The organism is Chloroflexus sp. (genome assembly GCF_049970315.1).
Taxonomy (GTDB): domain Bacteria; phylum Chloroflexota; class Chloroflexia; order Chloroflexales; family Chloroflexaceae; genus Chloroflexus.
On sequence record NZ_JBMFNE010000005.1, the window covers coordinates 186,162 to 208,836 of the forward strand.

A 22,675-nucleotide genomic window follows, 5' to 3' on the forward strand; every position below is an offset into this window, starting at 1 on the left:
ACTCACCATCTTACCAAGGAGTACGCCTGTTGTATATACGTCGCCACACGCGCGTATCATCCCCTGCTCGATGCGTCTTGGTCGAACCGTTCTTCGCTGCGCACGACCTATACTCGCGTAACCCGAGCAGCTCAATCCTTTTTATCACCTTATGCACTAATTTTGCACCAGATTTGTTTATACTTCACCTTCTTGCTTTTTATGCTACAATGTTATTAAACTCGGTAGTTCCAAATAGGCACTACAGCTTGCTAGGAGGCGCTATGCACAAGGCGAGCACCATCCGTGAGGATGGACTGTACCACTCATTCTGCGGTCTCGTAAGCGTTGGCTGGCTCTACCAGAAGATCAAAGACAGCTTCTTCCTCATCCTCGGGACCCATACCTGCGCTCACCTGCTCCAAAACACGCTTGGTGTGATGATCTTCGCCCGCCCACGTTTTGCCGTATCGCTCCTCGAAGAATCGGATCTCAGCTCGTCGCAGCCCGACATTTCAGCCCAGATCGAAGAGATTAAGCGCGAGCACCACCCTTCTGTGATCTTCCTCCTTTCGTCATGCACGCCTGAAGTGATGAAGGTGGAATTTGAAGGTCTCGCAGCGTCGGTTAGTACACCTGAAGTGCCGGTGCTGTTTGTACCCGCTTCCGGTCTCGATTACACCTTCTCCCAAAGCGAAGACTCGGTATTGCAAGCGCTCATCCCCTTCTGTCCACCTGCCCCACCCGAAGATAAGCGGGTCGTCTTCCTCGGCTCGGTCAACGATGCGATTGCCGACGACTTTTCACTCGAAGCAGCCCGTCTCGGTATTCCGGTTGCCGGTTTCTTGCCCGCCAGCCATTTCCATGAATTGCCACCCATCGGGCCGGGAACGATTGTAGCGCCACTCCAGCCCTATCTCCACAAGACGGCCACACAATTGCGCAACGAACGTGGCTGTACGATCCTCTCATCGCTCTTCCCGTTTGGTCCTGACGGCACACGCCGTTTCTGGGAGGATTTGGCCGCCCATTTCGATATTAAGGTCGATCTGAGTGATCGCGAAGCTGCCGCATGGGAGCGGATTAAACGCCATACCGATCTTCTACGCGGTAAGAAGATCTTCTTCGCCAGTGATACATTGATGGAACTGCCGTTGGCCCGCTTCCTCAAAGCCTGCGGTGCTGATGTGGTCGAGTGTTCGACCCCGTACATCAATCGTCGCTTCCATGCTGCCGAACTCGCTGCGCTCGAAGGAGTACGGCTAGTTGAACAGGCCAATTTCCACCGACAGTTGCAAACTATTGCCGAAACAAAGCCTGATCTGATTATCTCCAACATTATTACCACCAACCCACTGGTCGGTCAGGGAACGGTCGCAAAGTGGGGAACGGAGTACTGCTTCCTGCCTATTCACGGCTGGGCTGGTGTGAATGCATTAGTAACGTCGTTCACGCGCGCACTCGAACGCCACGCGAAGCTCGACCCACTTGGTTCCGATCCGATTTGGCTGACCGGTATTATGCCAAGTGCGCCCGGCGGCGTTATTTCGTTGCAATCGTAGTCGCTTGACACCAAAAAGCTGTACTGTCGCACTATGTGCAGAGGAGCAGATCTATGCGTCTAGCCTATTGGATGTACGAGGGTACCGCCCATCACGGCGTTGGTCGGATCGCGAACAGTATGCGCAATGTCCACGCTGTCTTCCATGCGCCGCAGGGTGATGATTACGTCAATGCGATCTTCGCGATGCTCGAACGTTCGCCGAACTTCCCGGCAATGACGACGAGCGTGGTCAGTGGAACCGATCTCGCCCGTGGGACGATCCGCCTACCCGATACGTTGAAACAGGTTGAAGAACGCGTGCATCCCGATTTGATCATCGTGGTGGCTTCGTGTTCGACGATCTTGCTGCAAGAAAATCTGGAGATTGCTGCCCAGCACGCCGGTTTGCAGTGCGAGGTGATGGTCTACGATGCCAATCCGTATCGGATGCAAGAGATTGTCGCTGCCGAAAGCCTCTTCACCGATTTGGTCAAGCGGTTTGCCAAACCACAATCACGCACCGAGCGCCCAACCGTTAATATCCTCGGCCCGGCCTCACTTGGGTTTCACGCCCGTCACGATCTGATTAGCCTCCGCCGCATGCTGAAGACGCTAGGAGTAGAGATTAACGTCGTGGCACCCTGGGGTGCCACTATCGCCGACTTGCGGCGCTTGCCGGCGGCTTGGTTAACAATCGCACCCTACCGCGAGTTGGGTCTGCGCGCCGCTACCTATCTCGAAGAACAGTTCGGTGTGCCAGCGCTGCTCGATACGCCGATTGGCGTGCAACCAACGCTACGCTGGATCGAGCGGCTGCGTGAATTACTGGCTCAAGCCGGCGCCGATATTCCTATGCCACCGCTGACCGCCTTCTCGCTCGATGGTCTGTCGGCGCCTTCCGCTGTGCCGTGGTTGGCCCGCACCGCCGATATGGATAGCTTCTCCGGTAAGCCGGCGTTTGTCTTTGGCGATGCAACTCACGTGGTAGGAGTGACCCGCTTCTTGCACGATGAGCTGGGGATGCCGATCGCCGGTGCCGGGACGTATGTTAAGCATCAAGCCGATTGGGTGCGCGAACAGTTGGCCGGTTATGTTGATCAGGTGTTGGTGACCGATGAGTTCCAAACCGTCGCGGCTCGTATTGCTGAACTTCGCCCTGAATTGGTCTGTGGCACCCAGATGGAACGCCATACGTCGCGCCGCTACGATCTGAACTGTATGGTCATTTCACCGCCAACCCATATCGAAAACCATTTGCTGGCCTATCGCCCCTTCCTCGGCTTCGATGGCGCCGATGTGATCGCCGATGAGGTGTATACCACCTGCACCCTCGGTATGGAGAAGCACCTGATCGATCTGTTTGGCGACGCCGGCCTTGAACTGCCGGAGAAGGCTAAACATGGCGCAGCTCGGGCTGTCGAACCGGCACCGGCGGCAATTACAGTCGAGAGTCCAAAACCGGAACAGGAACCGGCTGTCGCTACCGTCGCGGTGTCTAGCCTAACACCGGCCGTTGCTACCCCACCCGCACCTGCTGCCCCGGTCGATCCGGTGTGGGCTGCTGACGCCGAAGCAATGCTTAAGAAAGTTCCCTTCTTTGTCCGTGGACGGGTACGCGGGAATGTCGAGAAATACGCACGTCAGCACGGCCACGCCGTGATTACGGCCCAAGTACTGTTAGCGGCGAAAGAGGAGCTTGGCGCATGAATTCTGCTCTTCCGTCTAAAGCACCGCGCCATCTGCAACCACCACGCCCGCTCAGTGAAATTGCACTCCTGTCGCGTGAAGAGCGGTTGGCCGGTCGCCCGAAATTATGTAGCGATTGCGGAATCTGTACCGGCGCGCTGCGTCCTTTGATGGCACAGAGTTGTGTCTTCGTCAATAACCGCGCTGAGGAGATCGAGCGTCGTTTACACGGACGCAACCGGCACGATGGCGATGAGCTGCTGTTCGGTATTTACCGTGAATTACACGTGTTTCGTATGAAGCCACCGGTCCCCGGTGCGCAATGGAGCGGTGCAGTGACCGGTCTTGGGGCATTGCTCCTCGAACACGGTTTGGTGGAAGGGGTTATTACCACCGGTGCGGTACCCGGTACTCGCTATGCACCGTTACCCATCCTTGCCCGTACCCCCGACGAGGTGCGAGCTACCCGTGGCAATAAACCGTGTCTCGCCCCTACCCTCGATGTGCTCACCCAAGTGCGGCAAGCCGGTCTCCGCCGTATTGCGTACATTGGCACCGGCTGCCAAGTCCATGCGCTGCGTGCGATTGAGGATCAGCTCGGTCTCGAACGTCTCTACGTCATTGGAATACCCTGCACCGATAATACAACCTATCCCGATTTACAACGCTTTTTGCAAGTCGTCTCACGCTCGCCGGATACGGTCGTCCATCACGAGTTCATGCAGGATTTTCGCATCTGGCTGAAACACGAAGATGGCTCGGTCGAGAAGGTCAATTTTGTCGATCTTGATGTAGCCAAGCTCGGTGGTGAGATAGGCGTCTTTCCACCCGCATGTCTGAGCTGTTTTGATTACCAAAACGGTCTCTCCGACTTGACCATTGGCTATATGGGCGCACCACTTCCACCGGACGAACGCTGGCAATGGACGCTCGTCCGCACCGAGCGTGGGGTGGAGTTGTTTAACCTGTTGCGTCCCTATATCGAAGAGCGCGCGCCGATCAGTGGTGGTGACCGCACGCGCGGGATGCCTGCCTATATCCAGATGTTGCGCAAACCGCGCCGCCGTCCGCCATGGCCGATCCGCCAATTGGTCGCGTTCATCCAGCGGCGGAGTGGGCCGAAGGGATTGGAGTTTGCCCGCTCGGTGATCGAGATGAAGTTGCTGCGTAATCTGCAATTTGTCCGCGAGCGGCACGGTCGGCTCGAACGGCGGATCGTTCCCGGTTATGTCTATCGCGCGCTCGTTCGCTATGCCGATGTCTATCGCCGTGAATTTGGGTGTGAATTGCAGCCACCGGCACGTTAACGGTAAACCTGCGGAGTCGTGAAAGTTGGCACCTTTTTGCCTCCGCCTCACATAGCAGATTCGGTATCCGCACGCCGGCACAGCCGGCCTACGACAAGGAGTTGTCTATGTCTCTGATCCTCGCGATCTACGGCAAGGGTGGGATTGGTAAATCAACCACCTCGGCTAATCTCTCGGCGGCAATGGCGCTTAAGGGTGCGAAAGTCTTGCAGATCGGCTGTGATCCGAAGCACGACAGCACGTTCCCTCTCACCGGTCATCTCCAACCGACCGTGATCGATGTGCTGGACAGTGTGAATTTCCACCTTGAAGATGTGAGCAAAGAGGATGTCATCCGCACCGGCTTTGCCGGCGTCGATACCCTTGAGTCGGGTGGTCCACCGGCCGGTAGTGGCTGTGGTGGCTATGTCGTAGGTGAGACGGTGAAGTTGCTCAAAGAATTTGGGCTTTACGACAAATACGATGTGATTGTCTTCGACGTGCTTGGTGACGTGGTGTGCGGTGGCTTTTCCGCACCGTTGAACTATGCCGACTACGGTCTCATTATCGCCTGTAACGACTTCGATAGTATTTTCGCCGCCAACCGACTTTGTCTGGCAATTGCCCAGAAGTCGCAGCGCCACAAGGTGAAGCTGGCCGGGATTATCGCGAACCGCGTCGATTATGAGTACGGTGGCGGGATATCGTTGCTCGACCAGTTCGCCGAGAAGGTAGGCACGAAGGTAATTGGTCGCGTCCCGTACCACGATCTCATCCGCCGCTCGCGGCTCGCCGGTAAGACCCTGTTCGAGATGGAAGGGCCGGGGAAAGAGGAATGCACCCGTCCCTTTGAAGAAATGGCCGAGTATCTGTTGGCCCAACCCAAAGCTACTGTACCCAACCCTTATCACGACCGCGCGATTTTTGAGGCTATCGGTGGGTGGCGCTGATCACGCTGTCAGAGGAGCGGATGGTGCGTACTTACACCGTCAACCCGCTCCTCTGTAGTTGAAACAGTGGCTACAATAATCTGCCTGCCGCCCGATCGACTAACCAATAGAGTGAGCCACCTTCCGGCTGAATCAGCCGTGTCGGTTGCGCATGCGGATTACCTGGCTCGGTCAGTGCGGCGGCAACGGCCGTAGCTTTGCTTTCACCACTGGCGATAAACACGATGGATCGGGCTGCATTGAAGGCTGCCGGTGTCAAGCTGAGACGAACCGGTGGCGGCTTTGGTGCATCACGCACGACGACCGCTAGTTTGTCTGCCGGTGTTGCTAACGCCGGATGATGAGGAAAAAGCGAGGCGGTATGTCCATCAGGCCCGATTCCCAGTAAGACCATATCAAATTTGCCGCCATGGGCGGCAAGGAGCGCTGCCGTTTGCCAGTGGTAGATCGCTGCCGCTTGCTCAGGCTCACGATAGTAGGTGGGTACCGGAAAGACCTGCTCGGCCTGCACCGGTACGTGATCGAGCAGGGTTTGGCGGGTAGCCCGGTAGGTATTCTCGGCATCATCGAATGGCACATACCGTTCATCGGCGAAGAGTACGCTTACCAGCGGCCATTCGATCTGTTCGCGCCACGGCGTTCCGGCCAATAAGGGATAGAGGTAGGCTGTCAAACTCCCCCCAGAAAACGCAACGAGCGCCCGTCCGCGCTCATTGATCGCTGTTTGCAACTGTTCGGACACTAACGCCGCCGCCGCTTGGTAGAGTGCCTCAGCACTATCGTAGACGCGGATCGTTCGTTGTACCGGCATAACTGTTCCCTCCCTTCACATCCGCGAGGTTGATGCAGGCCGCCGATCAGCGGTGGCTCCATCACTGCGCCGATAGACATTTCGCATCTGCCACGGTAATAGCCCGAATCAATCGCTGCGCTTCCTCCAGATCCGCTTCGTGTGGCAACCCACGAGCATAGTGATCACAGGCACTCCACGCAGAGGCCAGTAAACGGAGCATCTGCAACCGCTCACGCTCGCTGTCATGCAACACGCCAGCACTACAATACCCTTCATAGAGACCTTCGCGCCACGCAGCCGGGAGATGGGCACACATCCCCAAGGCCACATCGAATAAACCATCACCGCTGATAAACCAGCCCGGCTCCTCTAATGCCTCCAAATGAACGTACTGACCACCCACCGTACAGCGTACCGCCTGCGGGCCAAAGTTGCCATGAATGAGCACCGGTGTTGCGCAATCGAGCAGCGGATTATGTACGATCGCCTGCAATATAGCAACTTCTTCCGTCTGAAAAATCAGTTGCGGGATTGGCGGACTGGCCAGCCGCTGTCCAATCGCCAACAACACATGCCGCCAACTAAGCCGCGGCCAGCGCCCACTAATCGTCGGTCGGCCTGCACCTGGCATCCCTTGCCGGTGCAATCGCCGTAATGCACGTCCTGCTTGGCGGGCAATGCTGTACAGCAGATGATCGTCGTGCAGGGTGTCAGCCGTTTGCCCGGCAACAAAGCTCTCTAGGGTATAGGCGAAGGGTACCGCAGCTTTACTCAAATCGCGCTGAATAATCCGTGCGCCCGGAATACCTTCCAACGCCATCCCACGGAAAAAGGCGACGTGTGCTGCCAAATCGTCTTCCGGTGAGATGCGCAACACCACGTGTTCCGTCGGCAACGTCAACCGCACCAGCACATGGCGCTCGGTCTGCCGGTACAACGTCGCCGCTTGTGGGCGTAAGTTAAGTGCCCGCACGACGATAGCGGTATAGTCGCCTAACCGACTGAGCGTGCGTTGCCACGCCTCACCCAACTCTGTAGCCGCCGGCGAAACAGTTTGGTTGAGATGACGAAAATCAGAGATAATCATGGTTGCGTCGGTGCCAGTGCCGGTAAATCGAAGCGCGCTGCTCGTCCACCGAGTCGGTCTACCACCCAAATGCTTCCATCAGTCGCAACTGCCAACCCACTCGGACTCGTGATCGGTACGCCATCCCTTCCAAATCCGGTCCATTGCAACAGCGCCTCGCCACCGGCGCTCGTCACAAGGATATACTGGCGCACCGGTACTGCTACATATACCGTCCCATCAGTACTAACTGCCAACATCGGATCGTCATAGGTATTAGGCTGCCAACCCGCCACCGGCCACATCGCCAGCGGAGTCGGATCGATCCGACCATCGGCGGTACGGGTAAACACTTGGACCCGCCCATTCCACGTATCGGCCACATACAGATTACCCGCAGCATCAAACGCAAGGCTGGTCGGCTCATTGAACTGGCCGGGTGCGTTGCCCGCACCACCAAATTGGTACAGGAACGTTCCATTACTATCGGTCACAACGATCCGCTTATTACCGGTGTCGGCAATATAGACGTTACCAGCGGCATCAACCGCTACCCCGCGTGGTCCAAAGAAACCAAGCGGTGCCGCAGCGTTTCGTGCCGGATCACCTTCGGTGATCGTCGCTCGTCGCCCATCGCCGAGATCGAGATCGCCAGTACCCCAACTCGTTATTGGCCGCAAATCAGGACTGTACTTCACAATCCGTGCGTTCCACGTATCGGCCACGTAGAGGTTACCTTGCGCATCGAAGGTCAACCCACGCGGCTCATAGAACTGATCGAGCGCATTGCCTTGCGTACCAATCGTGCGTATCGGCGTACCGTCCGCCGCAAAGACTTCAATCCGATGGTTGAGCGTATCAGCGACATAGATATTTCCCTGCCGGTCGAAGGCAATTCCGGTAGCACCATTCCCACCACTCGACAGCCGAATCTCGGCTAGCGCAGCCAACCGCAACGTCGGCGTAGTAGTCGCCGTCGTCGTCTGCCCAACGCCACCGGCTAAATCTCGTCGCAACCAGACCTCCACCTCACGCGCACCGGGTACGAGTGGGTTCGGCAATTGACGAAAGAGAAGATAGCGGCCTAACGCCGGCCAGTTCTCGCGTTGAAATGGCCACAACAGCACATCAAACGGCCCGTGTAACTCACTGCTCAGATCACGACCACAAGCGGCCTGTGCTGCCGCTGCCGACCACGTACTGTAGTAAAACTTCTTGTAGCCGGGGCTTTGCGGAGCGCACTTGTTGCCTTCAGGGAACCACCAGTTAAACACCCCCGCTGTACCGTAGGGCTGCACATACGACTCGCGCAAGATATTGCGCAACCGGTCGGTAACATACGGGCGGTAGAGCATGACCATTGGCGCCAAATCACGGCTCCCATCAGGCATCGTCACGGTCAGTTGCTCAACCGACGGCACCCGCCCTAGTTCACTACCGTTCACCCACACGATATTCTTAAAATCGCGCAGATACCACTGCAACGGCCACGCCAGCGATCCCTCGGCAGTACGATCACCACCATCAAGAATGACCGGCATCGTCAAACCACCGGTGGTATCTTGTGGACTACGATTACCACGAGTCAAATTGATCGCCAAATCACGAATATCGGCGGCGTAGCGCGGCACATCAGGCGCGGTTTGGGTGTAGATCAACGGCTCGATCGGTACATCGGGATGATCGTAGACAACCAGCCACGTAGCCCGAATCGTATACATCGCCAAGAGCGCTGCGACCGTCAACCCAATCGCGGCACTCGCCTGTCGTATTCCCAACTGCCCGATCAGCGTCAACAGGGCATAGATCAAACCAAACACAATCGCCAATGGAACAATTGCCTGCAAGAATGCCGTTGTACCACCACTTCCCAACCGCCAAAAGGCTACCCCTACCGCCACCAGCAGCAACATCACAAGTAAGGGAACAAGCCAGATTCGCGCCGACATCTGCTCGCGTTGGATAATGTCACTGAGACGGCCGATAACCCACGCCGCCAACAGATTGCCCGGCAACGCCATGTGTGTTACCAACCACGGCATTTTTTCACCGGCCCACGAGAAGATAATGATCGCGGTAAAAAACCAAAATACGACCAACAATGGATAGAGTGGCCATGGCTTTGCGACATGCAATCGGGCAGCTACATCAACATCGTCCGTATCCGACGTTGTCACATCAGCGAGCGGCGGTGGTACCGTTCGATCGACCCGCCAGCGTTGCACAACTGCCACGATCATCGCCACCACAACCCCAATCCCGCTTAGTACGGCCAGTGGCTCATAAAGCGGCAATAGGATGAGGTAGTAGTACCACGGCTGATCGCCACGCGCATACTCTTGCTGACTACCCAGCCAGTAAATCAAACCGGCAGTGATACCATCAATCGCACCGGGCAGGTAGGTGAAGAAACTCGTGAATAGAACCAGATAAATCCCACCCAATATCGCTAACGCCGTCCAGAGCACCGAACGTTCGCTGCGCCAGAGGTGTTGCAGGCGTGGTAGCAGGATCGGCTCCGGCGGCCACAAGCGCTGGCAAAGCCATGCTAATGTCAGGGCTGAGGCAACCAAGAAGGCTTTCTCACCGATGTATAACCCTCTACCAAACGGCAGCGGCGGGTTGAAAACCATCAACACCACACAGATACCGATGATCACCGGCAGCACAATATTTTGATACCGAGCAAACCGGCTTTCCGCCAACAATCGCATCAGCACAAACACACCAAAAATGAAGAGCAAAATATAGTACAGCTCATGGGTGGCAATCGCCAACGCCAACCCTACCGCCGTTAGATAGAGCCACTGTCGCTGCCCACTATCGATCCAGCGCAGCGCCCCGATGACCATCCACAATTCCCACAGCACCATCAAGCCATCGTGGCGGGCAAAACGGGTATAGTACAGCAACGACGGCGAAAAACCGAGCAACACTGCTGCAATCAATGCTCCTACACGGCCAAGGTATGGACGTAACCACCACGCCGACATCACCAGGCCGATCCCGGCTAGCGCCATCGGTAAACGGGCTTGCGCATCGCCATCACCAAACAGAAAATAGATCAATGCCGTGAGAAAGTAGAGCGATGGGCCGTGGTAAACCGGATCGTAGCAATATGTCTCGTGAAACAAGCCGCCCCGTGCATTCCCGTTCTCGTCCAGTCCATTCCAGCACGAAAACGACCCCGCCCCACTATAGAGCCGCCAACTCGACCACGCATGGATGGACTCATCGTGATGCAGAGCCATACGCTCCAGCCCCCACAGATGAGCCAGGACACCGGCAATCACGATCAAGGTGTAGAGTGCCGTCTCCCACCTTAGCCAACCGGCCCGTAATCGTCGGTCGAGCACAGTTTCCGTTGTCAGTGTTTGTACGGCCATACCAATACCGATCAGCGTCTCGATCAGACCTAAATGAACCTTCTCATTGTCCAATCAGTGAGCGAGAACCCTTCGCGCTAAGACTCAGGCCGAGCGTTCGCTCACCTTACGGCACCGACATTCGCAATGTCCCACCCAAACCGATCCCGATCTGTCGCGCCAACTCGGGTCGCACGGCAATGATAAAATCGGTTGAACCCAACCCCGCCGGCGGTTGACGAAACATGAGATAGTTCCACATATGCGCCATTGTGTCATACGCAAACGGGTTCTTGAGCAACCGATCCAGCAACGATCCGCCATTGAGACGGTAAACTTGATCTTCGGGGAACCACCACCGCAACGGGTAGCGCTGGATGACAAACCCCTCTAAATACGCTCGATTTTCGGGATAACGGTCGAGATTCTCTTGCAGCAAGAACACAGCCTGGATATCTTCAGAGGGTGGACCGTTCAAGCGGCCATCTGGTACATACACCGCACCCGGCCAGTCACGAAAATACCAACGCCAAACCGTCTCGTTATCGTACAGGATTGGCAAACGTGTGCCACCACCACGCCGCATCGCCGCCTCTTCCAACCGCCGGACAACCCGCATTACATCTGGCGAGGTCTGAGTATATACCATCATCTCACGGGCAACGTCACCGGTCTGGTACGCCAACCGTACACTACCTCGTACTGTGTACAAGCCGATGAACATTGCCAACCAGATCGCTGTGATCGCAGCAGCAATTTTCCACCCCCACCGCAATCCACTACCGACGAACAAGAGAGTCAACAAAATCAAGACAAAGAGGAGAGCCATCCACGGTTGAATCGGTGATGCCGGACCTGCGGCAATAGTAATCGAGAGCAACAAATAGCCTAGGCCAATGATCAGGCCGCAGAGAAGACCAAAACTCCATACCGATCCCTTAGGCAGACCCAAAGCACCCAACTGCCAATCTTCGATCCAACGCCAACCACCGCCAGGCGGAGAAGCGACATCACCCGACCCAGACACTTCATTGTCGGCAATCACCGCCGCTGTCACTGTCGTTGACAACATCTGCGTTGACCAACGTTGCTGCCACTGCACCGTCTGTTTTTGCGCTAACGCCACCACTTTCGCCAATGCCCACGCCGACAAGAGGGTCAGAGGCAGCGTAATATGAATTGTCAACCACGGCATCTTCTCACCGGCCCACGTGTAGATAGCAAACGCCGCTACCGACCACCACCCCATCAAGCCAACGGTCAACGCCTCCGGCCAGCACCGTCGGACCGCTTGCACTGCCAATGGCAACCCAACGGCTGCCCCCATGATGAGTAGCGGTTCATAAATTGCCAATATCACCGCGTAATAGTGTGCCGGTTGGCTTCCACGCTGCACATTGTGTTGGGTCAACCAGTAGAGCAACGAGCCGGCCACTCCAGAAATCAGGCCCAGCACGTTGGTAAATATGGCGGTAAACAGCAACGTATAGATGGTCGCGGCGATCGCCAGTGCTACCTGCCAGCGCCGATCATGACGAAGGCTATCGGCCAATAGTGCAGCCGGTTCACCACGGGCCAGTGCTTGCTCCCACCGCGTTGTCCCACTCGCATCACGCCGAAACCAGATCTGCCAGATCAAGAGGGCTACCACACCGGTCAAGACGATCAGCGCCCAGATTACCGCCGGATGCCACACAAAACGACCAATATCGGCCAAATAGCGTACCGCGTTTTCCCATACAGTCCGTCCACCATCCGTATCACTGCGGTTACGCACCAACAGGGCGTAGCCGTTATCTTCCGTCTCGAGCGGTGGCCAGCCAAAAATCGGTCCCGGTCGGTCAACGATAATTGCACCGTTAGCGTCACGTCGCGCATGATGCGCACCATCAACGACTGCCGTACCGGGCAACACAAAGATCAGGAGCACTAAGGCCAAACCTAAACCGGCGATCAGTGCCAACCCCGGACGGTAGACCTGCCAGCAAAATATCGCCACTAACGGCACGGCGACGATCAGTATATAAAGGTACGTTGTCTCTTGGTTCGTCAGCATCAACGCCAACGCGGTAACACCGAGATAGAGCCAGCGCGGGCGTGGATCGGCGGCATAGCGCACAATCCCCACAAAAACCAACAGCTCGAACAGCACCGAATAGATATCGTGGCGAAAAAAGCGCCCAACGTAAAGTGCAACCGGCGAAATAAGCAGGTATAGGCTTGCCAAGATCGCCGCCGTCCGTCCGATTACCGAGCGCAATAGGATTGGGCTTAGTGTGAGGGCAATACTGAACAGGGCAGCGCTCAGCCGTGCCGTAGTATCGTTATCACCGAAGAGAAAAAAGAAGAAGGCACCGAGGTGATACAGGAGTGGCCCGTGCAAGAGCGGGTCGTGCATATAGCCACGACCACTCATCAAATACCACGAATACGCGGCGTGGAGCGTTTCATCGTGGTGCAGCGCACGATCACCCAGCGCCCACAGCCGACTAATAATCGCCAGCACGGCAATACCGGCATAAACAAGCTGTTCAACAGTTGGTATCCAGCGCCGATGAACGGCTTGAGACATCGACATCATCTTTTCGCGCTGCAAACAATCTCGATAAACCGCAGGCATTGTACACGAACGCTACAGGCGTAGCAAGGGAAAGCTAGACGTTTCTCAATACGGAAAGAAATCCTCCGGCATCAACTTGACATCGCTCAACAGCGCTACCAATCGCATTCCCTCACGGCGCACCTGTGCGATGGATCCCGTTACATACCGTTCCTGCTCGCGCCAATACACCATATCGCCTTGACGAAGATCGATCAGCTCTGGGCGCAGATAACCATCGCTACAGTCAATCACAATCCGCTGATGCGTCAATTCGTCAACCGGCAAATCGGTATAGCGCCGGCCATACCCGCGCCGGAGTACCGAGATTGTTCGCAGTGAAGGTTGCGCCATAGTTTTCAATGATTTCCCCCACACTATGCACGAGCAGGTTTGCCCACCTTCAGCCAGGCAAAGAGTGCTACCCCTAATAATCGCAACCCACCGGCCATCACGAGCATTGGCACAATTCCCACTACGTCGGCCAATACCGTTGCTACCAGCGGCATGACAAATAACGCAAGGTTCTGTAACGTCTGAAACAACCCAATATACGTTGCCTGGCGTTCGGGCGGGATCGCACTCAATACCAGATCAAAATTGACTAAATCATTCCCAGCAACACAGAACGTTGCTAAGCCGGCCAAGATAGCCAACAACCACGGCGTCTCGGTTAGCGCAACGCCAAACGGATACAGCGTCATCCCAAGGCTGCTCAGCAACAACACTCCATGATTACCCAACCGTGGCGCACCTGCCGACCACACCGCATACGCCACCAGCAAGACTCCATTCCCCACCGTGCTAATCAAACCAATCCATGCATCGTTCAAACCTGCTTCACGCACATAATACAGTGGTATCAAGGGTATCACCATTGCCACACCACTGCGAAACACGAAGGCGCTCAACGCATACCGCATAAATGCCGGCGGAGCTTGGCGTAACGCCACGAACAGCGACTCTTGACGTCGCTGCGTTGCTACGAACGTTCGCTCAGGCAAGGTAATCGCCCGTGAAAACAAGAAACTGAGCAACCCACCCGCCATTGAACCGATAAAGACCACCTGATAGTTGAGCGGAAACGGGATCAGATCAAGCAGTGCGCCGATCACCGCTACCGTCACTGCCGTTGCCAAACCCAGACTCGACCAACGCATGCTCATCAGCGCATAACGGCGCTGCGGTCCGGCAACCTCACCCATAACAATGGTGAAGGCGACATTGACAAAGGTTGATGGGATCGTTACCAACGCCCAAATGACGATGATCGCCCACGGCACTACCGCAAGCGGGAGTACAAACGGCAAGAGGCCGAATACAGCATACGAGGCTAGCACCCAAAAGCGCATCCCAGAATACCAGGCCACAATATTGCGCTGCCGTTCGAGAAAACGACCGATCGGTAAGGCAAATAAGGCACCGGTAAGCGCCGGTAATGAGGTAATCAAACCGACTAACAAACTCGACGCACCCAAACGAGCCAAAAAGACGGGGAGAAAGACACCCACCCCCGTCACGATCCCAACTCCAATGCCATCGATTAACACATTACGCACGTTGTGCTCGGTGACATTGGTTGGGCGGACAAGCGCGCGTAACTCGGCGCGCGAAATGAGCGGTCGCATACCTGTTCTGCCTTGGCTCAACTCGCAACACGTGGCGAGTGACCCGAATAAAGGCGTGAAAATCAGTGCGCGGCCAATTGGCCGCGCAGGTGGGGTGGTGGGCGATACTGGACTCGAACCAGTGACCTCATCGGTGTGAACGATGCGCTCTAACCAACTGAGCTAATCGCCCGCGTTCTGGCGGAGAGTATAGCACATCTGGACGGTTTGTGCAAATAGCCTATCTCGGCTATACTATGCACATACACAAGGCAGGCATTGGTAGATACGTTCATACTTGGTATTCAGCCATCTGATTCCAGGCACAACCGACGATTTACTTACGATGACAGTACCTGAATCACCAACACTCGATACGCCACCGCTCGCCGAGTCGCGTTACTTTAATCGCGAATTGAGCCTGATCGAGTTTAATCGTCGCGTACTCGAAGAGGCGATGGATCCGCGAAACCCGTTGCTCGAACGGGTGAAGTTTCTTGCGATCTTTGCCTCTAATCTCGACGAATTTTTCATGATCCGGGTGAGCGGTATCAAACAACAAATCCGCGCCGGTGTGCAAAAACGTTCACCTGACGGCCAGACACCGAGTGAGCAGTTAAGTGCTATTCGCCGTGCCCTGCTTCCATTGCTCGATCAAGAGCGCGATTTGCTCCTTAACGAGCTGCTCCCCGCTCTTCGCGAGCAGGGGATTAGTATTCTCAACACGGTTGCGCTCGACGAGGAACAACGGGCATGGGTTGCCGATTATTTTCGTCGCCAGATCTTTCCGGTGCTTACACCGCTTGCGTTCGATTCGAGCCGACCGTTTCCCTTCATCTCAAACCTGAGTCTCAACCTCGCCGTAGTCATTCGCGATCAGGCGAAGGGGGAACTTTTTGCCCGCGTTAAAGTTCCCGAAGTTCTACCACGCCTGATACCACTTCCGCAAGAACTTTGCCCGCCGATCGGTGAATTACCGCCGAGCCGTTGCCACTGCTTCGTCTGGATCGAACAGGTGATCGCCGATCATCTCGAACAGCTCTTCCCCGGCATGAATGTGGTTGAGGTTTACCCCTTCCGTGTAACACGCAATGCCGATGTGGAGATCGAAGAGGATGAAGCCGACGATTTGCTGGCTACCATCGAACAAGGATTGCGTCAACGCCGGTTTGGTGAGGTCGTGCGCCTCGCTATCGATAGCGGCATGCCTGAACGGATCTGCCAACTGCTAGCCGCCAATCTGAAAGTTAGCTCCGATGACATCTATACCGTGCGTGGCCCGCTCGGACTCAGCGATCTGATGCAACTAACCAATCTTGATCGGCCTGATCTGAAAGATCCACCCTACGTACCGCATGTACCGGCTATCCTTAAGAATAGTGGGATTATCTTCGAGGCGATTAAGAAAAACGATATCTTATTACACCATCCATACCACTCGTTTAGCCCGGTGATCGATTTTATTCAAGCCGCCGCTGAAGATCCGAATGTCCTGGCAATTAAGCAGACACTCTACCGTGTCGGGCGTAACTCGCCAATCGTACAGGCATTGATGCATGCCCGCGAGCACGGTAAACAGGTGACGGTGGTCGTCGAGTTAAAAGCTCGGTTCGATGAAGAAAACAATATTACGTGGGCCCGCGCAATGGAACGAGCCGGTGTCCACGTGGTGTATGGCTTGGTCGGCCTGAAGGTGCATGCCAAACTCGCACTGGTCGTCCGCCAAGAGAGTGACGGTATTCAGTGTTATGTCCACCTTGGTACCGGTAACTACAACGCGGTGACTGCACGTGTCTATACCGATCTTGGATTACTGACATGTCGACCCGAGATTGCCGCCGATGTGGTCGATCTGTTCAATTATCTCACCGCGTATAGCCGGCAAAAAGAGTATCGCAGCTTACTCGTTGCACCGGTTAATCTGCGTCACCGCATGATCGAGTTGATCGAGGAAGAGATCGCACTTCACCGCTTGTACGGTAATGGGCGACTCATCTTCAAAATGAATGCATTGGTCGACCGCAAGATAATTGATGCGCTCTATGCTGCCTCACAAGCCGGAGTACAGATCGATCTGATCGTGCGAGGGATGTGCTCATTGCGCCCACAAGTTCCCGGCCTCTCCGACAATATTCGGGTGCGCTCGATTGTCGGTCGCTATCTCGAACACAGCCGGATCTACTACTTCTCCCACGGTGGTAAGCCTAAAGTATATATCGGGAGCGCCGATATGATGGAACGGAACCTCGACCGGCGCGTTGAAGAACTTTTCCCCCTCTCCGACCCAATCGCAATCCAATACGTCACCGAGCGGTTATTTCCTACCTATCTGTCTGATAACTTACGCGCCCGTGAACTCCAACCTGATGGTCGTTATGTGCGCGTCCATCCCGACGGTCACGAAGTTATCGACAGCCAAGACCCTGCCCGCATTATTCCCGACTGTTAACGACCATGTACTGCCGCTGACGCTGTTTCAAATCTTGAGCAGCAAGGGTAAAACCGCCATCAGCACCATCAACAAAATGAATTTGCCGTTCCATCCGCTTGAAAACCAGACACGTTAGCATAACCTCAGGCGAGCGATGAACGCCGAAGACTAGCTCACCGGCTTGAAAATGAGCTGTTAAGCGCGCCAGCAATGCTTCGTGTTGTGCCTCGGTACCGGAGATAATCATACGCAACGTATCATCGTACTTGCGGTAATCGGCGGCAGTTACTACGTGTTTGCGATACTGATCCCACCACGGATGCTCACCTCGTAACTGTTGGAGCCAGCGATAGCCGTACATACCGAGATTGAGCGCATAGATCCGCATCAAATAGGTCAATTGGGACAAGCTACTCGCACCACCACGCAACCGCGCCTCTGACCAAAGAGCCTGCGGTTTGGCACTTATCTGCATCAGATCGTAGTGTAGGGGATGATACGCTTGATCACCACCGTAAATCTGTTCAATTTCATCGATCACGTTACGATAGATCGCCATCGTTATCTCCGGATCAAATTGTGGTAGTGTCTGAACGATCACGCAGAGCGCCGTACCATGCGCAGGTTGAATAGTATCCCACCGACATTCAAGGCCACTCAGATTGGCCGCAGCGGGATCACTCGGTGCAATGTTGAAGTCTGCGCCCGTGACGGCATCTTTGACCAGTTGTTCAGCGTAGCGGATGCCGCCACCGCTAAATACCGCCTGTGCCACCTGCATATTGAGTGCTAAACGTGCGACAAACACCTGATACCCGCCATCTAAAATCGTCTGCACCGGTATGGCGCCAACCCGCAACTCAAGGTTGAAAGTCTCGCGGGCCAGCCCACTTACCGCACTCAAGGCTTGTTTCGTCGGTTCAGCCAAAGGTGGTGGCACTGCCAGAACCGCCCCATCACCACCGAACACAAACGGTATTTCTATCTCGTCGGCTACATTCAACGCTGCGGTAATCGTTGCTGCACCAACCATATTTACTTCTTTATAACGACCCTCGGCGACGGCACGTGTCGATCCGCGGACATCACTAACAAAAATCGTCCAATCTGCGGGCAATGGCCGATAGGCGTTCAAATCGGTAATCTCGCGAAAGCGAGTAAGCAAGGGAAGCTGGGTAAAGAAATCGGCTGTCATGTGTGTACTCTTCCTAGGTGTCGTCCATTACCCTGCGATGCACGTCACGCTCAATCCTATCTGTACTGTACCTCATGTCTCCCTACGTTGCCACTTCCAGCACTAGCGGACGAACTAATGGCATGGTACACTGATCTCGTCATGGATTGCCAAATGATAAAGATGATGATCCGATCACGAATCTGGCCGATCCTTCTCGGCATCCTGCTGGCGTTAGTCACACGTGGTACCTTTCTCGCCCAACCACAGTGGATCGAGCAGCGCACCTCCTATTTTCACATCATCTACACCCCGAGCGATGCACTGATAGCCGATCAATACGCTGCTATCATCGATAGCATCTACGAAGAATTGAGCACCGTCTTTGCATTGCGTCCGACACCACCGCTCATGTTACGCCTCTACCCGACCAGCAACGACTATTTCGCAGCCAACCCAACGGCACGTCAAGTACCGGGCGTCATCGCCCACGCCGATTTTCGTCGCCGTGAAGTGGTGGTTATTGTCGAACGCGCACGGTTACAGAGTGAAACAGCTCAGATCAACAACTTACGTCACGAGTTGACCCATATCTTCGCCGCCGAGCTGAGTGATGGCCGCTTGAATGTCGGTTTGCAAGAGGGCATTGCGCAGTATATGGAACTCCCAGATCGTGACGACAAGATCGCAATCTTACGTGCGCTGACCCAACAAGGGGCACTGTGGCCATGGTCGACCCTCGATGATCGGAACGCGATCTATGGGCAACCCGATCTGAGCTACCCACAAACCTGGTCGATTGTTACATTCCTCATCGAACGCGACGGGTTCAACCAATTCCGACAACTGTTGGTGACAATTGGACGGAGTAGTGGCTACCGATTAGCGATGGCAACGGTGTACGGTGTCTCGGCCACCATGCTCGAAGCAGAATGGCGAGCATGGCTACCGGGCTTTTTACAAATTGAAGCTCCGTCCACATCTACCGCTGCGCTCGATCTGTCTTCGGTCCAACAGTTGTTGACGGCCGGAGACTACGAGGGAGCGCTTCGTGAGATCGAGCAATTGAGCGCCATTGCCGACCCGGCGGCTCAGTCTAAACTCACCGAACTGCAAACTAAAGCAGAAACCGGACAACGGGCCAACCGGCTCGCCGAGGCGGCGCGTACTGCGCTCTTGAAAGGGGAATACGAGCAAGCTGGTCGCCTCATCGGACAAGCCGAGCAGGCCTATGCCGAGATCGGCGACCGCCGGCAAGAAACGGTGTTAGCCGAATACCGTCGAAGGGTCGCACGCGGGTTGCACGCGAGTGAAACGTTACGCCAAGCCAACGAGCAAGCACGGCGCTTTGACTGGATTGGCGCTCAGACCAGCGCCGACGCCGCTGCCCAAGAGTTTGCCGCCCTTGGCGATGAGGTACGGCGCGATAACGCTCTCGCTCTCCGCCGTACCCTCAATGAACAGCAGCGCACATTAGCGGCTGCTTTGCTCTTCCTTGGCGCAGCCGGGCTTGCGATCAGACAGATTAGTCGCCAACTGTGGCTAACCACCGAACCCTGGTAATCTGTCCGGTGGTCGGTGACGGTGCAATCTGAACGATCTGCCTACTTTACGTCACGCTCCACCGCAGGAACGCCTTACCGTACTTGCACCATATCTGCCGGTACCGGAAAATGGCGACACATCTCGGCCACCTCGGCTGCGATCCGTACTAAACGTACCTCATCATCGGGATACATCAGAACTTCCCCAATCCACGCTGCGATTTGCGCCATCTCACGCTCACGCATCCCCCGTGTTGTGACCGCCGGCGTCCCAATCCGAATCCCGCTCGTCTTCATCGGTGGCTGGGGGTCATCGGGGATCGCATTCTTATTGACGATGATCGCAGCTTTATCAAGCGCACGCTGTGCCTGCGCACCGGTGAGGCCGGTACTCCGCAGGTCAACCAACATCAGGTGATTATCGGTCCCACCACTCACCAGCGTTAAACCTTGAGTGTGCAGCCCCTCGGCCAACGCTTTGGCATTACGCCGAATCTGAGCCGCGTACTGTTTAAACTCAGGGCGGAGAGCCTCGCCAAACGCTACTGCTTTACCGGCAATGACGTGCATCAAGGGGCCGCCCTGCGTGCCCGGAAAGACGCTCGAGTTGATCTGTTTGGCAAATTCTTCGCCCATCAGGATCAAGCCACCACGCGGCCCACGCAGCGTCTTGTGCGTGGTAGTCGTAATAATGTGGGCATGACCGACCGGCGATGGATGCTCGCCGGTAGCGACCAACCCGGCAATATGGGCAATATCGGCCATCAGTAAAGCACCAACCTCATCGGCGATCTGGCGCATACGGGCAAAATCGATCAAACGCGGATAAGCACTCGCCCCCGACGTAATCAGTTTAGGCCGGATAGCACGCGCTTTTGCCGCCAAATCGTCGTAATCGATCTGACCCGTTTGGGGATCAACACCGTAGAAATGAACGTTGTACCACTTCCCTGAAAAGTTCACCGGGCTGCCGTGGGTTAGATGACCGCCGTGATCAAGCCGCATACCAAGAATGGTATCTCCGGGCTGCAAGAGAGCAGTAAACACCGCAATATTGGCTTGCGCACCGCTATGCGGCTGAACATTGGCGTGCGACGTACCGAATAACTGGCACGCGCGATCGATGGCCAATTGCTCAATTGCATCGACAAACTCACAGCCACCGTAGTAACGCCGACCAGGCAACCCTTCGGCATACTTATTCGTCAGTACCGAACCCTGTGCCTCCATCACCGCGAGACTCGTATAGTTTTCGCTGGCGATCAGCTCAAGTCCTTGTCGTTGGCGTTGCGCTTCCCGCTCGATCAAATCGGCAATGATCGGGTCAGTTGCGCGCAGATGTTCAAGCATAGTTGTTCTCCCCGTAACTCACGTATTGTCCAGAGAAAATGCGTTCTGCCTGTCGTTGATGCGACAGACAGAACGAGAGCGTCTTTCTCGCCTTCCTTCCTTAGCTCACCGATTCGCCCGGTTTGAGTGCGATCACCTCAGTCATCACACCAAACTCACGACAATGCTCAACCAACGCCTCAGGCGTGCCGGTGAGGATCGGGAACGTACCGTAGTGTTCGGGGATCGCATACTTAGCCCCGATCAGCTTCAGCGCGTATGCCGCCTGCCGCGGATCCATCGTAAAGTGATCACCAATCGGCAGGATGACCAGATCGGGCCGGTACAGTTCACCGATGATTTGCATATCCATGGTCACACAGGTATCGCCGGTATGATAAATCGTAAAGCCATTGCTAAACCGTAACACATAGCCGGCTGCCGTGCCGAGCGGGATAATCTGACCATTTTCGTAGATCGTACTCGAATGGTGAGCCGTCGTCATCGTGGCCCGCACATCGGCGACCGTCACCGTCCCCCCTTTATTAAACCCAACCATTTGCGCTGCCGGAATGCCCTCGCCCTCAAAGTAGGAGACCAGATCATATTGACAAACAACCGTCGCTCCGGTGTCACGAGCTATGTCGACGAGATCGCCGATATGATCAAAATGGCCGTGCGTCACAAAGATTGCTACCAGCTTCTCACGCACCCGCGCCTTCCACGGTTCTGGACAGGCCGGATTGCCATCTACCCAAGCATCGATCATAATATTACGACCTTCCGGTGTGGTCAGATGAAACGTACCATGACCGATGAGGGTAATCGTGACATTGCGCCCTAAGGTTACCAAGGGTTGCCTCCTTCTGGTCACAAAACACTACAACCAGGTAACGAAGATTGTCTGATGGATAAGGTATAGCGTCGCTTGCTTCTTCAGTATAACACAGAGCATCCCATTCAGATTTCGAAAATGAGTTGAGGCAGGGACAAAAACTCGTGCCGCGCAGGCCACCAACGCATCACCGGTGATTGTCCGTCATAATGCCCGTCCGCGTTGTCATTGCGAGGGCGCGCTAGCGCCCGAGAAATCCTGAAGATTTCTCGCTGCGCTCGAAATGACAGAAGGTTCGCTGCGCTCGAAATGACAGAAGGTTCGCTGCGCTCGAAATGACAGAAGGTTGTTCACAGGAACCGTGGCACGCTCGCGATGCCCGTCCGCGTTGTCATTGCGAGGGCGCGCCAGCGCCCGAGAAATCCTGAAGATTTCTCGCTGCGCTCGAAATGACAGAAGGTTCGCTGCGCTCGAAATGACAGAAGGTT

General features: G+C 55.5%; 15 protein-coding genes and 1 tRNA gene. 6 read left to right on the forward strand and 10 right to left on the reverse strand.

Going from position 1 to position 22,675, the window contains the following annotated elements; all coding sequences use genetic code 11:
• Window positions 1-263: 263 nt before the first annotated feature.
• The 4 genes from bchN (at window position 264) to bchL (ending at window position 5,444) form a co-directional block, all read left to right on the forward strand.
• Window positions 264-1,541, forward strand: a complete 1,278-nt coding sequence (gene bchN / locus ACP5OT_RS05805; RefSeq protein ID WP_424676535.1) for a ferredoxin:protochlorophyllide reductase (ATP-dependent) subunit N — start codon at window positions 264-266, stop codon at window positions 1,539-1,541.
• 53 nt (window positions 1,542-1,594) lie between these two features.
• Window positions 1,595-3,229, forward strand: coding sequence for a ferredoxin:protochlorophyllide reductase (ATP-dependent) subunit B (locus ACP5OT_RS05810; protein ID WP_428112814.1), 1,635 nt, complete (start codon window positions 1,595-1,597; stop codon window positions 3,227-3,229).
• Window positions 3,226-4,515 (forward strand): Coenzyme F420 hydrogenase/dehydrogenase, beta subunit C-terminal domain, encoded by a 1,290-nt coding sequence (locus tag ACP5OT_RS05815; protein WP_424676537.1) that lies wholly within the window; start codon window positions 3,226-3,228, stop codon window positions 4,513-4,515. The genes ACP5OT_RS05810 and ACP5OT_RS05815 overlap by 4 nt, the downstream gene beginning before the upstream one ends.
• Window positions 4,516-4,622: 107 nt before the next feature.
• Complete coding sequence (gene bchL, locus ACP5OT_RS05820) at window positions 4,623-5,444, forward strand: ferredoxin:protochlorophyllide reductase (ATP-dependent) iron-sulfur ATP-binding protein (RefSeq protein WP_424676538.1); 822 nt, start codon at window positions 4,623-4,625, stop codon at window positions 5,442-5,444.
• A 70-nt stretch (window positions 5,445-5,514) separates the two neighbouring features.
• Here bchL and pgl read toward each other — a convergent pair whose 3' ends face one another.
• From pgl to ACP5OT_RS05855, 7 genes are all read right to left on the reverse strand, one after another.
• Window positions 5,515-6,255 carry a 6-phosphogluconolactonase gene (gene pgl / locus ACP5OT_RS05825; protein WP_424676539.1) on the reverse strand — a complete coding sequence of 247 codons (741 nt, stop codon included), beginning with the start codon at window positions 6,253-6,255 and terminating at the stop codon, window positions 5,515-5,517.
• 61 nt (window positions 6,256-6,316) lie between these two features.
• On the reverse strand, window positions 6,317-7,324 hold the full coding sequence (locus ACP5OT_RS05830) for an aminoglycoside phosphotransferase family protein (protein ID WP_424676540.1): 1,008 nt from the start codon (window positions 7,322-7,324) through the stop codon (window positions 6,317-6,319).
• The gene (locus ACP5OT_RS05835) at window positions 7,321-10,689 is read right to left on the reverse strand and encodes a flippase activity-associated protein Agl23 (protein ID WP_428112816.1); all 3,369 of its coding nucleotides are present in this window, start codon (window positions 10,687-10,689) and stop codon (window positions 7,321-7,323) included. The genes ACP5OT_RS05830 and ACP5OT_RS05835 overlap by 4 nt, the downstream gene beginning before the upstream one ends.
• Before the next feature lie 106 nt (window positions 10,690-10,795).
• The gene (locus ACP5OT_RS05840; protein ID WP_428131614.1) at window positions 10,796-13,240 is read right to left on the reverse strand and encodes a flippase activity-associated protein Agl23; all 2,445 of its coding nucleotides are present in this window, start codon (window positions 13,238-13,240) and stop codon (window positions 10,796-10,798) included.
• Window positions 13,241-13,333: 93 nt separating this feature from the next.
• Window positions 13,334-13,621: a hypothetical protein gene (locus ACP5OT_RS05845; RefSeq protein ID WP_424676346.1), complete on the reverse strand. Its 288-nt coding sequence runs from the start codon at window positions 13,619-13,621 to the stop codon at window positions 13,334-13,336.
• A gap of 23 nt (window positions 13,622-13,644) precedes the next feature.
• Window positions 13,645-14,895 (reverse strand): MFS transporter, encoded by a 1,251-nt coding sequence (locus ACP5OT_RS05850; protein ID WP_424676345.1) that lies wholly within the window; start codon window positions 14,893-14,895, stop codon window positions 13,645-13,647.
• A 95-nt stretch (window positions 14,896-14,990) separates the two neighbouring features.
• Window positions 14,991-15,067: transfer RNA gene (locus tag ACP5OT_RS05855), tRNA-Val, on the reverse strand.
• A gap of 153 nt (window positions 15,068-15,220) precedes the next feature.
• Here ACP5OT_RS05855 and ppk1 point away from each other — a divergent pair.
• The gene (ppk1, locus tag ACP5OT_RS05860) at window positions 15,221-17,323 is read left to right on the forward strand and encodes a polyphosphate kinase (RefSeq protein ID WP_428112820.1); all 2,103 of its coding nucleotides are present in this window, start codon (window positions 15,221-15,223) and stop codon (window positions 17,321-17,323) included.
• Here the strand turns inward: ppk1 and ACP5OT_RS05865 are convergent.
• Window positions 17,307-18,500 carry a DUF3095 domain-containing protein gene (locus ACP5OT_RS05865; RefSeq protein WP_428131617.1) on the reverse strand — a complete coding sequence of 398 codons (1,194 nt, stop codon included), beginning with the start codon at window positions 18,498-18,500 and terminating at the stop codon, window positions 17,307-17,309. The two genes, ppk1 and ACP5OT_RS05865, sit on opposite strands and share 17 nt — an antisense overlap.
• A gap of 162 nt (window positions 18,501-18,662) precedes the next feature.
• On the opposite strand from ACP5OT_RS05865, the gene ACP5OT_RS05870 reads away from it, so the two are divergent.
• Window positions 18,663-20,042 (forward strand): peptidase MA family metallohydrolase, encoded by a 1,380-nt coding sequence (locus ACP5OT_RS05870; protein WP_428131620.1) that lies wholly within the window; start codon window positions 18,663-18,665, stop codon window positions 20,040-20,042.
• Window positions 20,043-20,116: 74 nt separating this feature from the next.
• Here ACP5OT_RS05870 and glyA read toward each other — a convergent pair whose 3' ends face one another.
• The gene (gene glyA / locus ACP5OT_RS05875; protein ID WP_424676341.1) at window positions 20,117-21,373 is read right to left on the reverse strand and encodes a serine hydroxymethyltransferase; all 1,257 of its coding nucleotides are present in this window, start codon (window positions 21,371-21,373) and stop codon (window positions 20,117-20,119) included.
• A gap of 100 nt (window positions 21,374-21,473) precedes the next feature.
• Complete coding sequence (locus ACP5OT_RS05880; RefSeq protein ID WP_424676340.1) at window positions 21,474-22,205, reverse strand: metal-dependent hydrolase; 732 nt, start codon at window positions 22,203-22,205, stop codon at window positions 21,474-21,476.
• Window positions 22,206-22,675: the final 470 nt, after the last annotated feature.